A 14,439-nucleotide genomic window follows, 5' to 3' on the forward strand; every position below is an offset into this window, starting at 1 on the left:
AAGGGCCGCTCAAAGCTTCCCGGTGTACGTGCCCCGGCAACGCATCTCTGGGGAAGTCCCCCAAGACATCCCCAGATGCCAGTCTGCGCCCCCCAAGACGCTGCCTGACATCGTCAACTTAGACCTTCGAACCCCTTCGATGGTTACGTTCACATCACTGTGATCTGCGTCTCTTGCATATGTCCGTTAGATACGCAAGGGCCCGGTTATGTCGAACGAGACCCAAGCGTAAGGATGATGCGCGAGCCTTGTGAAGAGCTTATGTGAGGGTGGCGCCGGACTCCAGAGGGGGCCTTCATCGGAATGCCCGCAGCCGCAGGCTGTTGGTCACCACGAACACCGACGAGAAGGCCATCGCCGCACCCGCGATCATCGGGTTCAGCAGCCCCGCGGCGGCCAGCGGCAGCGCGGCCACGTTGTAGCCGAAGGCCCACACGAGGTTGCCCTTGATCGTGGACAGCGTCTTCCGGGACAGCCGGATCGCGTCCGCGGCCACCCGCAGGTCCCCGCGCACCAGCGTCAGATCGCCCGCCTCGATCGCCGCGTCGGTCCCGGTCCCCATCGCCAGGCCCAGATCGGCGGTGGCGAGCGCGGCCGCGTCGTTGACCCCGTCACCGACCATGGCGACGGTCCGGCCCTCGGCCTGGAGCCGCTGGACGGCGTGCACCTTGTCCTCGGGCAGGACGTCCGCGACGACCTGGTCGATCCCGACGGCCCGGCCGACCGCCTCCGCCACCACCCGGTTGTCCCCGGTCAGCAGCACCGGTGTGAGCCCCAGCGCGCGCAGTTCGCGCACCGCCTCGGCGCTGGTCTCCTTGACCGCGTCCGCGACGGCCAGCACGCCGCGTGCCGCACCGTCCCAGCCGACCACGACGGCCGTACGACCGCCCCGCTCGGCCTCGTCCTTCGCGCGGGCCAGCTCGGGAGGCAGGTCGTCGAAAAGGCGCCCCACGGCCACCTCACGGCCCTCCACGCGCCCGCGTACGCCGCGCCCGGGCACGTTCTCGAAGTGCTCGGCGTCCGGCAGCGGCCCGACCCGCTCCTCGGCGCCCACGGCGACCGCCCGGGCGACAGGATGCTCGGAGGCGTGCTCCAGGGCGCCCGCGAGCCGCAGGACCTGCTTCTCGGCCGTGCCCTCGTCGTCTTGGACGACGTACACCTCCTGGAGGGTCATACGGCCAGTGGTGACCGTGCCGGTCTTGTCCAGGACGACGGTGTCGACGCGGCGGGTGGACTCCAGTACCTCGGGGCCCTTGATGAGGATGCCGAGCTGGGCCCCGCGCCCGGTGCCGACCATCAGCGCGGTCGGTGTGGCCAGGCCCAGCGCGCACGGGCAGGCGATGATCAGCACCGCGACGGCCGCGGTGAACGCGGCGACCGTGTCACCGGTCGCGCCGAGCCACCCGCCGAAGGTGGCCACCGCGATCCCGATCACCACCGGCACGAAGACCGCGGAGATCCGGTCGGCCAGCCGCTGCACCTCGGCCTTGCCGTTCTGCGCGTCCTCCACCAGCTTCGCCATCCGCGCGAGCCGCGTGTCGGCGCCGACACGGGTGGCCTCCACGACGAGCCGCCCGCCGGCGTTGACGGTGGCGCCGGTGACGGTGTCGCCGACCGTGACGTCCACCGGGACGGACTCGCCGGTCAGCATGGACGCGTCCACCGCGGAGGCGCCCTCGACGACCGTGCCGTCGGTGGCGATCTTCTCCCCGGGCCGTACGACGAACCGGTCGCCGACGGCCAGCCGCGCCACCGGAACCCGTACCTCCCGCCCGGCCCGCAGCACCGCCACGTCCTTCACGCCCAGCTCCATCAGCGCCCTGAGCGCCGCCCCCGCGCGCCGCTTGGCGCGGGCCTCCAGATAGCGGCCGAGCAGGAGGAAGGCGGTGACTCCGGCGGCGACCTCCAGGTAGATCGTGGAGGCGCCGTCCATGCGCGCTGTGACATTGGTCGCTACCGCTCCGGGGGTGAACTCGAAGCCGTGACGCATGCCCGGCATGCCCGCGTCGCCGAAGAACAGCGCCCACAGCGACCAGCCGAACGCGGCCAGCGTGCCGAGCGAGACGAGGGTGTCCATGGTGGCCGCGCCGTGCCGTACGTTCGTCCAGGCGGCCTTGTGGAACGGCCATCCGCCCCAGACCGCGACCGGCGAGGCGAGCGTGAGGGCCAGCCACTGCCAGTTGTCGAACTGCAGCGCCGGGACCATGGAGAGCAGCACGACGGGGACGGCGAGGAGGACGCAGACGACGAGCCGCTGCCGGAGGGAGGCGAGCTCGGGATCCTCCTCGTGGGGTACCTCCTGGGGTGCGTCCTGAGGCGGCGCGGGCTCCTGTGCCGTGTAGCCGGTCTTCACCACGGTCGCGATCAGATCGGCGACCTCTACGCCCGCGGGGTAGGTGACCTTCGCCTTCTCCGTCGCGTAGTTCACCGTGGCGGTGACCCCGTCCATGCGGTTGAGCTTCTTCTCGACGCGGGCCGCGCAGGACGCGCAGGTCATGCCGCCGATGAGGAGTTCGACCTCCGAGGTATCGGTTATCGGGGTCTGTGCGGTGGTGCTGGACATGTCCGTGACTCCAGGGAGCGGACCGGGTCGTGCCGTGCCTGTGCCGGCCGGCACGACCCGGGGGCAGGTGTGCGTCAGGCCTTGCCGACCAGCTCGTATCCGGCCTCGTCGACGGCCGCGCGCACGGCCTCCTCGTCGAGCGGGGCCGCGGACACGACGGTGACCTCACCGGATGAGGCCACGGCCTGCACCGAGCTGACGCCGGGAATCTCGGAGATCTCGCTGGAAACGGAGCCCTCGCAGTGCCCGCAGCTCATCCCGCTCACCTTGTAGACGGTGGTGACGGAACCGGGGGTTTCGGTCTGGGCGCTCATGTCGTTCTCCTCGTCGAGGCGTCTGGGGCTTGCGTGACCCACGGTGGGGTCCGTACCTCCCACACTATACCCCTAGGGGGTACCTCTCCAAGAGGGGACGGTGGCGCGCCTGCGAAGGCCCGGCGTTAGCGTTCCATCGGAAACCTGGAAGGGGTGCTCATGCGGGCTGTGGTGTTCGAGCGGTACGGGGAGCCGGCGGAGGTGCGGGGGGTGGCGGACCCGGAGCCCGCGGAGCACGGGGTCGTGGTGCGGGTCGAGGCCACGGGTCTATGCCGTAGCGACTGGCATGGCTGGCAGGGCCACGACCCGGACATCGCGCTGCCGCACGTGCCGGGGCACGAACTCGCCGGAGTCGTCGAGGCGGTGGGCGCCCGGGTGACCTCCTGGCGGCCCGGCGACCGGGTCACCGTGCCCTTCGTCTGCGCCTGCGGCGGCTGCGAGGCGTGTGCGGCGGGCGATCAGCAGGTGTGCGAGCGGCAGACCCAGCCCGGCTTCACCCACTGGGGCTCCTTCGCCCAGTACGTGGCGCTGGACCACGCCGACGTGAACCTCGTCGCCGTACCGGAGGAGATGTCCTTCGCGACGGCGGCCTCGCTCGGCTGCCGGTTCGCCACGGCGTTCCGCGCGGTGGTCCAGCAGGGCCGGATGGCGGCGGGGGAGTGGGTCGCGGTGCACGGCTGCGGGGGCGTCGGCCTGTCCGCGGTGATGATCGCGGCGGCGTCGGGCGCGCGGGTGGTCGCCGTCGACGTGTCACCGGCAGCCCTGGACCTGGCGCGGAAGTTCGGCGCGGCGGAATGCGTGGACGCCTCCCGCACGCAGAACACCGCGGAGGCGATCCGTGACCTGACGGGCGGGGGCGCCCACCTCTCGCTGGACGCCCTCGGCTCGCCCGCCACCTGCGCCGCCTCCGTGGGCGGTCTGCGCCGCCGCGGGCGGCACGTCCAGGTCGGCCTGCTGCCCTCGCCCGACGGCACGACCCCGGTCCCCATGGCCCGCGCGATCGCCCTGGAACTCGAACTCCTCGGCAGCCACGGCATGGCCGCCCACACCTACCCGCCGATGCTGGAGCTGGTCCGGGCGGGCGTGCTGAGGCCCGACCTGCTGGTCACGTCCACGATTTCGCTGGAGGCGGCCCCGGCCGCCCTGGCGGCGATGGGGACCGCGCCGGGGGCGGGGGTCACGGTCATCGAGCCGTGGAGCTGAGGGTCCTGGGACGACTGTGCCCCACGCGGCAGGTGGGGCACAGGTTTTTCTCCGGGAGGTCAGTCTTCTCTGCGGCCGCGGTTGTTGCCCGGGCGGGACGCCACCCATGCCCGGACGGTCTCCGGGTACCAGAAGGGTTTGCCGGCCTCGACGTGGTCGGGCGGTGGCAGCAGTCCGTGCTTGCGGTAGGAGCGCACGGTGTCCGGCTGCACCCGGATGTGCGTCGCGATCTCCTTGTAGGACCAGAGCCGTCGGTCGGTCATCAGTTGCACCTCCCCGCGCGTACCGCGGCGGCGGCCGGGAGCGGCCGGCGGGGGAGCCGGGTACTGCGCTGGCGATCACAGAGCCTGTGCCCGGTGAACGACGCGGAGTGGGGTGGGGGAGGGCCTGTGCGCCGGGTGTGACGCAAGACCCGCAGACACGCGACACACGTGACACGAAGGGGGCGTTTGTGACACGAGCGGGACAAAGGCGTACGCCGGTTCAAGGGTGCGGCAGAGCAACAGAGGCGCCAGAGCAGCAGGAAGCGGCAGAGCAGCAGAACACAGCAAGACGGGTCGGATCCGCTGCGCCGGACCCGACCCGTCGGCTTCCCCGCATCCCCCGTGCAGCCGCCCGCTGCATCCCCCCGGGTGCACCCCCGATCAGTCGGCCGGAGGCACAGCGTGCCTTCGGCGCCCCTCGCCGGTCTTGGAAAAAACCGCACTACCGGTCTTGGGAAAAACCGCTCTACCGGTCTTGGGAGAAACCGCACTACGTCAGCAACACGTCCTGCGCCCGTCCACGCGGCGCGAGGACGAGGCTCGTCGCCTCCCCGCTCATCCGGTCGCCGGCCGGCGCCCCGGCCCCGACCGGCCCCTGTCGGGCCACCACGAACTCCCGGGGCGTACACCCCGTCATCGCCTTGAACTCACCGCTCAGATGCGCCTGGTCGTAGAAGCCGCAGACCGCGGCCGTCTCCGCCTGTCCCCGCCCCGCTGCCAGCAGCCGCCGGGCCCGTTGCAGCCGCAGCACCCGCGCCGCGGCCTTCGGGCCGAGCCCGATCTGCTCCCGGAAACGGTTCTCCAGGTGCCGTACGCTCCAGCCGACCTCGTCGGCGAGCTGTCGTACCGGCATCGCGCCGCCCGTGCGCACCAGCTCCGACCAGGCCCGCACCACCCGGGCCGAACTCGGCGTGCCGACCTCCCACCAGCGCGCGAGCACGTCGTCGAGCAGCCCGAAACGGTCCTCCCACGTCGGTAACGAGGCCAGCGCGGCGGACAGTTCGCGGACGCTGCGCCGCCGGTCGCCCGCCCGGCGCGAGGCCAGGGCGTGCGGCAGCTGGTCGGGGTCGACGGTGCGGTCGGCGAGTTCGTACTGCGGGGTGCCGAAGAGGGTGAACGCGGCCCAGGGAGTGAGCAGCACCTCGATGCCGGACAGCCGTCCGCCGTGCTCGCCGACGGCCGGGGTGGTCGTGGGCCCGCAGTACACCGACACGAGCGTGTCCGTGGGGCGGCCGGCGCGCGAGATGCGGACGGGCTGGTCGAAGCCCAGCAACAGGGTCGCCGCGCCGATGGGCGCCTCCAGCCTGCGGCGGGGCCGGTCCATCGCCAGCCGGATCCCGCGGTAGCTGAGCACACCGGGGCGTAACCGGGGATGGGGCAACGCAAGGGCGGCTTCCCACGAGCCCCAGGGACCGTGCCCCGACCGGACACGCACAGCACTTGTCATCCACCTATGCTGCAACGCCCCCAGGGGCGCGGGACAGTGTCAATATGCGGCTCCGCCGCGTGGGCGCGACAAGCCACAGATCACCCGCACTCGCCCTGCAACGGAACCTGGCAGATCAGTAGGCGCCTCTAAGCCCCGCACGACCTCAGGAACGCCCGCGTCCGCCGGGCAATCGGCAACGGGGTGTCCGGCTCGCACGGGTACATGTCCTGCTCGACGATCGCGAACAGGTCGACGTCCAGCTTCTGCGCCGCCTCCAGTACGGGCCCCAGCGCCGGCACCCCGGCGGGCGGCTCGCACATCACGCCGCGGGCGACCGCCGGTCCGAACGGGACCTCGTTCGCCCGCACATCCGCCAGGATCTCCGGGTCCACCTGCTTGAGGTGCAGGTACCCGATCCGCTCGCCGTAGGTCTCGATCAGCTTGACGCTGTCTCCGCCGCAGTAGGCGTAGTGCCCGGTGTCCAGGCACAGCGACACCACCGAGGAGTCCGTCCCGTCGAGGAAGCGGACGACGTTGTCCTCGCTGTCGATGTGGGTGTCGGCGTGCGGGTGGACGACGATCCGCAGGCCGTACCGCTCCCGCACCTCCCGGCCGAGCCGCTCGGTCAGCGAGGTCAGGTTGCGCCACTGCTCGGGCGTGAGCGTGTCCGGTTCGAGGACGTCACCGGTCTTGTCGTCCCGCCAGAAGGACGGGATGACCACCAGGTGGGACGCGCCCATCGCCTGGGCCAGGGCCGCGTTGTCCGCGACGTGCGCCCAGGTCTTCTCCCACACCGCCTCGCCGTGGTGCAGGCCCGTGAAGACCGTGCCCGCCGACACTTTCAGGCCACGTCGCGCGGTCTCCTCGGCGAGGACGGCGGGATCGGTCGGCAGGTACCCGTACGGCCCCAGCTCGATCCACTCGTAGCCGGAGGCGGCGACCTCGTCGAGGAAGCGCTGCCAGGGGACCTGCTGGGGATCGTCCGGGAACCAGACGCCCCAGGAGTCGGGGGCCGATCCGATCCGGATGCGGGACAGTGAGGGCTGAGGTGACAACGACGTCATGGCCGCCAGCGTGCGGTTCCCGAGCGGGGGGTGTCAAGGCCTGGTCCGAATGTCTGGACAAAACATTGACAGGGCTCCCCGCGCGGGGCTACAAAGCCGTGGAGAGCCGATACGAAGGGAACTCGATGGCGTACGACGTGATCACCATGGGGCGGATCGGAGTGGACCTCTATCCGCTGCAGACCGGCGTCCCGCTGCCGCAGGTGTCGTCCTTCGGCAAGTTCCTCGGGGGTTCGGCCACGAACGTGGCGGTCGCCGCGGCCCGCCTGGGACGGCGGACCGCGGTGATCACACGCACCGGCGACGACCCGTTCGGCGAGTACCTCCACGAGGCCCTGCGCGACTTCGGCGTCGACGACCGCTGGGTCACCCCGGTCCCCGGACTGCCCACCCCGGTCACCTTCTGCGAGGTCTTCCCGCCGGACGACTTCCCGCTGTACTTCTACCGGCAGCCCAAGGCGCCCGACCTGGAGATCGACGCCCACGAGCTCGACCTGGACGCCATCCGCGACGCCCGCATCTTCTGGGTGACCGGCACCGGCCTGAGCGAGGAGCCCAGCCGTACGGCGACCCTCGCGGCCCTGGCCCACCGGGCGAAGTCCGGCACCACGGTCTTCGACCTCGACTGGCGCCCGATGTTCTGGAAAGACCCGGATGCGGCCCGCCCCTTCTACACCGAGGCCCTGAAGCACACCACCGTCGCCGTCGGCAATCTCGACGAGGTGGAGGTCGCCACCGGAGTGCGCGAGCCGCACGCCGCCGCCCGCGCGCTCCTGGACGCCGGCGTCGAACTCGCCGTCGTGAAGCAGGGCCCCAAGGGCGTCCTCGCCGTCAACAACAAGGGCGAGTCCGCCGAGGTCCCCCCGCTCCCGGTGAACGTCCTCAACGGCCTCGGCGCCGGCGACGCCTTCGGCGGCTCCCTCTGCCACGGCCTGCTCGAAGGCTGGGACCTGGAGAAGATCATGCGGCACGCCAACGCTGCCGGCGCCATCGTCGCCTCCCGCCTGGAGTGCTCGTCCGCGATGCCCACCCCGGACGAAGTGGAAGCGGCGCTCGCGGCAGGGGCCGTACGGTGACCGTCGACATCGCGGACCTCGTCCGCACCCGCACCCTCCAGCCCGAGGCCATCGCGGAGGCCGCCGCCCGCCGCACGCGCCGACCGCTGCTCAATGACGACGGTCGCCTGATGATCGTCGCCGCCGACCATCCGGCCCGCGGCGCCCTCGGTGTCGGCGACCGCAAGTTCGCCATGGCCAACCGCGCCGACCTGCTCGAGCGTCTCTGCCTCGCCCTGTCCCGCCCCGGCGTGGACGGCGTCCTCGCCACCGCCGACATCCTCGACGACCTGCTCCTCCTCGGCGCCCTCGACGGCAAGGTCGTCCTGGGCTCGATGAACCGCGGCGGCCTCCAGGGCGCCAGCTTCGAGCTCGACGACCGCTTCACCGGCCACCGCCCCGAGGACATCGAGCGCCTCGGCTTCGACGCGGGCAAACTGCTGCTGCGGATCGACTACGACGACCCGGGCTCCCTCACCACCCTGGAGTCCACGGCCCGCGCCATCGACGACATGGCCGCCCGCCGACTCCCCGTGTTCGTCGAGCCGTTCATCAGCCGCCGCACCGAGGACGGACGCTTGAGGAACGACCTGTCCGCCGAAGCCGTCACCAAGTCGATCGCCATCGCTTCCGGCCTCGGGGGCACTTCGGCCTACACCTGGCTGAAGGTCCCGGTCACCGAGAACCCCGACGACATGGCCGAGGTCATGGCGACCTCCACGCTGCCGGCCGTGCTGCTGGGCGGCGAGGTCGGAGATGACCAGGACGGGGCGTACGAGAAGTGGCGCGGCGCCCTGCAACTGCCCACCGTCCGGGGCCTGGTGGTCGGCCGTTCGCTGCTGTACCCGGCGGACGGCGATGTGGCCGCCGCCGTGGACACCGCCGTAGGACTGCTGTGAGGGCCGCATGACGAGCAACGACCTCTACGTCGCGAAGGGCGCCACGAGCAACGCCCAGTACACCCTCGACATCGACCCCAAGCGGGCCGGCTGGACCCACAGCGGCCTGCGGATCGTCGAGCTGGAGCCCGGTGGCACGCACACCTTCACCACCGGGGACAGCGAGTGGATCGTCCTCCCGCTGCAAGGCGGATGTACCGTGCGAGCAGAGGGCGAAGAGTTCCAACTCTCGGGCCGGGAAAGCGTGTTCAGTGGAGTCACCGACTTCGCGTACGTGCCCCGTGACGCCCGGGCACAGATCGCCTCCGGCGCGGGAGGCCGCTTTGCTTTGGCAGGAGCGAAGTGCGAGCGACGACTCCCCGCCCGCTACGGCCCCGCGCCGGAGGTCCCCGTCGAACAGCGCGGCAGCGGCACCTGCACGCGCCACGTCCGCAACTTCGCCTCGGCCGACGCCTTCGACTGCGACAAGCTGATCGCCGTCGAGGTGATCACGCCCGGCGGCAACTGGTCCTCGTACCCGCCGCACAAGCACGACGAGCACCGGCCGGGCGAGGAGGCGGAGCTGGAGGAGATCTACTACTTCGAGATCGACGGCCCGAACGGTTTCGGCTATCAGCGCGTATCCCCTTCCCGTGAGGGCGGATCGGACGTCCTCGCGGAGGTCCGCTCCGGCGACGCCGTCCTCGTCCCCGACGGATGGCACGGCCCGTCGATCGCCCAGCCCGGCCACGACATGTACTACCTCAATGTCATGGCCGGTCCGGGGGAGACTCGGGAGTGGCGGATCTGCTTCCATCCGTCCCACGTCGACAGCACAGGGGGGTACAGATGACTCCGACGACCTCTACGACGAGGCTGACGGTCGCGCAGGCGCTCGTCCGCTTCCTGTCCGCCCAGTACTCGGAGCGGGACGGCGTACGGCAGCGGCTGATCGGCGCGACCTGGGGCATCTTCGGCCACGGGAACGTCGCCGGGCTCGGCCAGGCGCTGATCGAGTACGCGGGCGAGATGCCGTACCACCAGGGCCGCAACGAGCAGTCCATGGTGCACGCGGCCGTCGGTTACGCCCGCCAGTCCAACCGCCTGTCCACGCACGCGGTGACGACCTCCATCGGCCCGGGCGCCACCAACCTGGTCACGGGCGCCGCCCTCGCGACGATCAACCACCTCCCGGTCCTGCTTCTCCCGGGCGACATCTTCGCCACCCGCGTCGCCGACCCGGTCCTCCAGCAGCTCGAAGTGCCGTACGCGGGCGATGTGTCCGTCAACGACAGCCTGCGCCCGGTGTCGAAGTACTTCGACCGGATCACCCGCCCGGAAGCCCTGATCCCGGCGGCCCTGCAAGCCATGCGGGTGCTCACCGACCCGGTGGAGACGGGTGCGGTGACCCTCGCCCTCCCGCAGGACGTGCAGGCCGAGGCGTACGACTGGCCGGAGGAGTTCTTCGCCGAGCGCACCTGGGTCGTACGACGCCCGGGCGCCGACCCCACCGAGCTCGCCGAGGCCGTACGGGCCGTCCGGGCGGCCCGGCGCCCGCTGCTCATCGCCGGCGGCGGCGTCCACCACAGCCGCGCCGAGGAGGCCCTCGCCGAGTTCGCCGCGGCCACCGGCATCCCGGTCGCCTCCACCCAGGCCGGCAAGGGCTCCCTGCGCCACGACCACCCCCAGGACGTCGGCGGCGTCGGCCACACCGGCACGGCCACCGCCAACGAACTCGCCCGCCAGGCCGACCTGGTGATCGGCGTCGGCACGCGGTACACCGACTTCACGACCGCCTCCGGCACGCTGTTCACGGGTGACGGCGTCCGCTTCCTCAACCTCAACATCGCCGCGTACGACGGCCACAAGCTGGCCGGTCTGCCACTGATCGCGGACGCCCGCAGCGGCCTCCAGGAGCTGACCGCGGCCCTGGAGATGCACGCGCACCGGGTCACGGACGCGTACGTCGGCGAGTACACGCTCGACAAGGAGCGCTGGGAACAGCGCGTCGACGCCTGCTACGAGGCCGACGAGCCCGACGTACGGCCGACGCAGCCGCAGGTGCTCGGCGCCCTGGACGCCCTCGTCGACGAGTCCGACGTCATCATCAACGCGGCCGGTTCGCTCCCCGGCGACCTGCACAAGCTGTGGCGGGCGCGCTCCCGGGACCAGTTCCACCTGGAGTACGGCTACTCCTGCATGGGCTACGAGATCCCGGCCGCGATCGGCGTGAAGATGGCCGCTCCCGAGCGCAACGTCTGGGCGCTGGTCGGCGACGGCACGTACCTGATGATGCCGACGGAGATCGTCACGGCCGTGCAGGAGGGGATCGCGATCAAGATCCTGCTCGTGCAGAACCACGGGTATGCCTCCATCGGCGGCCTGTCCGAAGAAACCGGCGCCGAGCGCTTCGGCACCGCGTACCGCTTCCGGTCCGCCGACGGTACGTACACGGGGGCGCCGCTCCCGGTGGACCTCGCCGCCAACGCGGCCAGCCTCGGTATGCGCGTGCTGCGCGCGAAGACCGTACGAGACCTCCGCGCCGCCCTCGCCGAGGCGCGGGCCGCGGACACTCCCACATGTGTCTACGTGGAGACCGAAACCGCAGACACAGTGTCGGGCCCGCCTCCGGCGCAGGCCTGGTGGGATGTACCTGTGGCCGAAACCGCGACCCGCGCGTCCGCGGTCAAGGCCCGCGAGCTGTACGAACGGCACGTCTCTACCCGACGCCGCCATCTGTGAAGGAGCACTCGGTCATGACGAAGATCGTCAACCACTGGATCGGCGGCAAGACCGTCGAAGGCGCGTCGGGTACGTACGGGCCGGTCACCGACCCGGCGACCGGCGCGGTCACTACGAAGGTCGCGTTCGCCACCGTCGACGAGGTCGACGCCGCGGTCGCCGCCGCCAAGGACGCCTATGTCACTTGGGGCCAGTCCTCCCTTGCCAAGCGCACGGAGATCCTGTTCCGCTTCCGCGCCCTGCTCGACGCCAACCGTGACGCCATCGCCGAACTGATCACCGCCGAGCACGGCAAGGTGCACAGCGACGCCCTCGGCGAGGTCGCGCGCGGTCTGGAGATCGTCGACCTCGCGTGCGGCATCAACGTGCAGCTGAAGGGCGAGCTGTCGACGCAGGTCGCCAGCCGGGTGGACGTTTCGTCGATCCGTCAGCCCCTCGGCGTCGTCGCCGGCATCACGCCGTTCAACTTCCCGGCGATGGTGCCGATGTGGATGTTCCCGCTCGCCATCGCGTGCGGCAACACCTTCGTGCTGAAGCCGTCGGAGAAGGACCCGTCCGCGTCTCTCAAGATCGCCGAGCTGCTGGCGGAAGCCGGCCTGCCGGACGGCGTCTTCAACGTCGTACACGGTGACAAGGTCGCGGTGGACCGTCTCCTTGAGCACCCGGACGTCAAGGCCGTCTCCTTCGTCGGCTCGACCCCGATCGCCCGCTACATCCACACCACGGCCTCCGCGAACCACAAGCGCGTCCAGGCCCTCGGCGGCGCCAAGAACCACATGCTGGTCCTGCCGGACGCCGACCTCGACGCGGCGGCCGACGCGGCCGTCTCGGCGGCCTACGGCTCCGCGGGCGAGCGCTGCATGGCCATCTCGGCCGTGGTCGCGGTCGGCGCGATCGGCGATGAGCTGGTGGAGAAGATCCGCGAGCGCGCCGAGAAGATCAAGATCGGCCCCGGCAACGACCCGACCTCCGAGATGGGCCCGCTGATCACCGCCGCTCACCGCGACAAGGTGGCGTCGTACGTGACGGGTGCGGCGGCCGAGGGCGCGGACGTGGTGCTGGACGGCACCGGCTACACCGTCGAGGGCTTCGAGGACGGCCACTGGCTCGGCATCTCGCTCCTCGACAAGGTGCCCACGTCGGCGAAGGCCTACCAGGACGAGATCTTCGGCCCGGTCCTGTGCGTCCTGCGCGTCGACACGTACGACGAGGGCGTGGCGTTGATCAACGCGTCCCCCTTCGGCAACGGCACCGCGATCTTCACCCGGGACGGCGGCGCGGCCCGCCGCTTCCAGCTGGAGATCGAGGCCGGCATGGTCGGCGTGAACGTCCCGATCCCGGTCCCCGTCGGCTACCACAGCTTCGGCGGCTGGAAGGACTCCCTCTTCGGCGACCACCACATCTACGGCAACGACGGCACGCACTTCTACACCCGCGGCAAGGTCGTCACCACCCGCTGGCCGGACCCGGCCGACGCCCCCTCCGGCGTGGACCTGGGCTTCCCGCGCAACCACTGACGGTCGGCGACCGAGGGAGTGAAGTCGTCCGCGCCGCGGACGACTTCACTCCGGGGGACGGCTGTAGCGCTCCAGGGTCGCCTTGCTGGTGGAGCGGGACCGGTCCCGGGTCGTCGTCGATACCATCCTCGGCATGCCTTCCGATGAGGTGCGCAGACCCCCGGCTTCTGGGAGGCGGTCGTCGGCGGTGAGGCGACGAGCCCGGCATCTGGGGACGGACGAGGTCGGAGTAGATGGTTCGTATGCCGAGTAGACGTAGGTCGGCGCTGTTCGTGACAGCGCTGCTCAGCTTGACCGGCTGCACGGCGTCAACGGACACGTCGTCACCATCGACTCACCAGGCCCCGTCGGCGACATCTTCCTCCGCGACGCCCTCCTCACGCGGCCGGACCGCGTGCGGTCGTCTGCGCTTCCCAGATCCGGCTGCGCCGGCTTATGCCGGCCGAGGGCCACACCTGGCAGTGGCGGGAGACGCCGAGCCAGACGATCTCAGCCAATACCCCATCCGCAACGTCTTCACTTCACATTCGCTGCCGGAGGAGTGGATACCGCCAGACGACGAGTCCGTTATGACAGACAGTCAACAGGACGTGTCGCGGGCGCAGCTGGTCATCTGTTTGGCGGATGTGCGGTTACGGAGCGACACACCGATTGGCACGTGCGACTACCCCACCGTGCATGCCTACGTGTATCCGGCCGTCTACACCTTCGAGGTCTACGAAGCGAAGACAGCCCGACAGGTCACGGCGTTCACGCTTCGCGGCGATGAGACCGCTGACCTGTCCTGCCCGCCGTATTTTTCCCATTACGCCGACGACAATTCGGTCGACATCGCACAGTTCTTCAAGGATGAGACCCTGCACGGCCGACTGCGCCCGCTGCTCACGCGGCCTGCCGGTTAATCAGGTTGAACTGGAAGAGTCCACGGCCTGATCATGGACGACGACGCGACCAGACCATCGGACTCCACGAGTTCAACCCGGGTAACCGAAACGTTGCCCCGGGAATGAAGTATCCGCCCCTCCAGAGCCACACGGAGGAGAAGCGGCGACTCATTCGGGAAGCAGACGAGCGGGGCCCGCGGGAGTCCCGGCGGTCAGGCCACGGTCACCGACCACCCTCCACGCGAGAAGGTGAGGGTGCCGTCCGGGGTGATCCGGACCCGCGCCCCGTACACCGGCAATCCGCCCTCGCGGTTGAGCCGGTGACGGATCCGCTCCAGCTCATCCCATAGGCGGCGAGGGCCGCCCTGGTGCACCGTCGCCGAGTCGAGGAGCGTTATGCGGGTGGAGACGCTTGAGGACGTCCTCTTGCCGGGCCTGAACCTCATGGTGCGGCAGCTCATGACCTCCGATGGCAACGAGAGTTCCGCGGGCGCCGATCGTGGGCGCACGGCCGGGTCGAGCCTCCG

General features: G+C 70.8%; 12 protein-coding genes and 1 pseudogene. 7 read left to right on the forward strand and 6 right to left on the reverse strand.

Going from position 1 to position 14,439, the window contains the following annotated elements; genetic code table 11:
* Positions 1-295 precede the first annotated feature (295 nt).
* On the reverse strand, positions 296-2,563 hold the full coding sequence (locus CLM62_RS14285; protein WP_095750237.1) for a cation-translocating P-type ATPase: 2,268 nt from the start codon (positions 2,561-2,563) through the stop codon (positions 296-298).
* A 74-nt stretch (positions 2,564-2,637) separates the two neighbouring features.
* On the reverse strand, positions 2,638-2,877 hold the full coding sequence (locus CLM62_RS14290) for a heavy-metal-associated domain-containing protein (RefSeq protein ID WP_095750238.1): 240 nt from the start codon (positions 2,875-2,877) through the stop codon (positions 2,638-2,640).
* A gap of 159 nt (positions 2,878-3,036) precedes the next feature.
* Here CLM62_RS14290 and CLM62_RS14295 point away from each other — a divergent pair, with 159 nt between their 5' ends.
* Complete coding sequence (locus CLM62_RS14295) at positions 3,037-4,080, forward strand: zinc-dependent alcohol dehydrogenase family protein (protein WP_095750239.1); 1,044 nt, start codon at positions 3,037-3,039, stop codon at positions 4,078-4,080.
* A gap of 59 nt (positions 4,081-4,139) precedes the next feature.
* On the opposite strand, the gene CLM62_RS14300 is transcribed toward CLM62_RS14295, so the two are convergent.
* The 3 genes from CLM62_RS14300 to CLM62_RS14310 all read right to left on the reverse strand — a co-directional run bounded on the left by CLM62_RS14300 (position 4,140) and on the right by CLM62_RS14310 (position 6,836).
* Positions 4,140-4,343: an AlpA family transcriptional regulator gene (locus tag CLM62_RS14300; protein WP_095750240.1), complete on the reverse strand. Its 204-nt coding sequence runs from the start codon at positions 4,341-4,343 to the stop codon at positions 4,140-4,142.
* Positions 4,344-4,833: 490 nt separating this feature from the next.
* Complete coding sequence (locus CLM62_RS14305; protein WP_257003841.1) at positions 4,834-5,667, reverse strand: helix-turn-helix domain-containing protein; 834 nt, start codon at positions 5,665-5,667, stop codon at positions 4,834-4,836.
* Between the two features lie 251 nt (positions 5,668-5,918).
* Positions 5,919-6,836 (reverse strand): sugar phosphate isomerase/epimerase, encoded by a 918-nt coding sequence (locus CLM62_RS14310; protein WP_095750242.1) that lies wholly within the window; start codon positions 6,834-6,836, stop codon positions 5,919-5,921.
* A 125-nt stretch (positions 6,837-6,961) separates the two neighbouring features.
* Here CLM62_RS14310 and iolC point away from each other — a divergent pair, with 125 nt between their 5' ends.
* The 6 genes from iolC (at position 6,962) to CLM62_RS14340 (ending at position 13,930) form a co-directional block, all read left to right on the forward strand.
* Positions 6,962-7,912 (forward strand): 5-dehydro-2-deoxygluconokinase, encoded by a 951-nt coding sequence (gene iolC, locus CLM62_RS14315; protein ID WP_095750243.1) that lies wholly within the window; start codon positions 6,962-6,964, stop codon positions 7,910-7,912.
* The gene (locus CLM62_RS14320; RefSeq protein WP_095750244.1) at positions 7,909-8,790 is read left to right on the forward strand and encodes a deoxyribose-phosphate aldolase; all 882 of its coding nucleotides are present in this window, start codon (positions 7,909-7,911) and stop codon (positions 8,788-8,790) included. The genes iolC and CLM62_RS14320 overlap by 4 nt, the downstream gene beginning before the upstream one ends.
* A 7-nt stretch (positions 8,791-8,797) precedes the next feature.
* Positions 8,798-9,622 carry a 5-deoxy-glucuronate isomerase gene (gene iolB, locus CLM62_RS14325; RefSeq protein WP_095750245.1) on the forward strand — a complete coding sequence of 275 codons (825 nt, stop codon included), beginning with the start codon at positions 8,798-8,800 and terminating at the stop codon, positions 9,620-9,622.
* Positions 9,619-11,511 carry a 3D-(3,5/4)-trihydroxycyclohexane-1,2-dione acylhydrolase (decyclizing) gene (gene iolD / locus CLM62_RS14330; RefSeq protein WP_095750246.1) on the forward strand — a complete coding sequence of 631 codons (1,893 nt, stop codon included), beginning with the start codon at positions 9,619-9,621 and terminating at the stop codon, positions 11,509-11,511. The genes iolB and iolD overlap by 4 nt, the downstream gene beginning before the upstream one ends.
* A 14-nt stretch (positions 11,512-11,525) precedes the next feature.
* The gene (gene mmsA / locus CLM62_RS14335) at positions 11,526-13,028 is read left to right on the forward strand and encodes a CoA-acylating methylmalonate-semialdehyde dehydrogenase (RefSeq protein WP_095750247.1); all 1,503 of its coding nucleotides are present in this window, start codon (positions 11,526-11,528) and stop codon (positions 13,026-13,028) included.
* Positions 13,029-13,489: 461 nt separating this feature from the next.
* The gene (locus tag CLM62_RS14340) at positions 13,490-13,930 is read left to right on the forward strand and encodes a hypothetical protein (protein WP_143659069.1); all 441 of its coding nucleotides are present in this window, start codon (positions 13,490-13,492) and stop codon (positions 13,928-13,930) included.
* A 194-nt stretch (positions 13,931-14,124) separates the two neighbouring features.
* On the opposite strand, the pseudogene CLM62_RS14345 reads toward CLM62_RS14340, so the two are convergent.
* A pseudogene (locus tag CLM62_RS14345) lies at positions 14,125-14,298 on the reverse strand (protein-L-isoaspartate(D-aspartate) O-methyltransferase); the annotation flags it as partial.
* Between the last annotated feature and the right edge of the window lie 141 nt (positions 14,299-14,439).

The organism is Streptomyces sp. SA15 (assembly GCF_002291145.1).
In the GTDB taxonomy this organism is placed as follows: domain Bacteria; phylum Actinomycetota; class Actinomycetes; order Streptomycetales; family Streptomycetaceae; genus Streptomyces.

Excerpts from the sequence above, each read along its gene's own strand:
- CLM62_RS14285 (WP_095750237.1), bottom strand. The coding sequence starts at position 2,563 with ATGTCCAGCACCACCGCACAGACCCCGATAACCGATACCTCGGAGGTC.
- CLM62_RS14290 (WP_095750238.1), bottom strand. The coding sequence starts at position 2,877 with ATGAGCGCCCAGACCGAAACCCCCGGTTCCGTCACCACCGTCTACAAG.
- CLM62_RS14295 (WP_095750239.1), top strand. The coding sequence starts at position 3,037 with ATGCGGGCTGTGGTGTTCGAGCGGTACGGGGAGCCGGCGGAGGTGCGG.
- CLM62_RS14300 (WP_095750240.1), bottom strand. The coding sequence starts at position 4,343 with ATGACCGACCGACGGCTCTGGTCCTACAAGGAGATCGCGACGCACATC.
- CLM62_RS14305 (WP_257003841.1), bottom strand. The coding sequence starts at position 5,667 with ATGGACCGGCCCCGCCGCAGGCTGGAGGCGCCCATCGGCGCGGCGACC.
- CLM62_RS14310 (WP_095750242.1), bottom strand. The coding sequence starts at position 6,836 with ATGACGTCGTTGTCACCTCAGCCCTCACTGTCCCGCATCCGGATCGGA.
- iolC (WP_095750243.1), top strand. The coding sequence starts at position 6,962 with ATGGCGTACGACGTGATCACCATGGGGCGGATCGGAGTGGACCTCTAT.
- iolB (WP_095750245.1), top strand. The coding sequence starts at position 8,798 with ATGACGAGCAACGACCTCTACGTCGCGAAGGGCGCCACGAGCAACGCC.
- iolD (WP_095750246.1), top strand. The coding sequence starts at position 9,619 with ATGACTCCGACGACCTCTACGACGAGGCTGACGGTCGCGCAGGCGCTC.
- mmsA (WP_095750247.1), top strand. The coding sequence starts at position 11,526 with ATGACGAAGATCGTCAACCACTGGATCGGCGGCAAGACCGTCGAAGGC.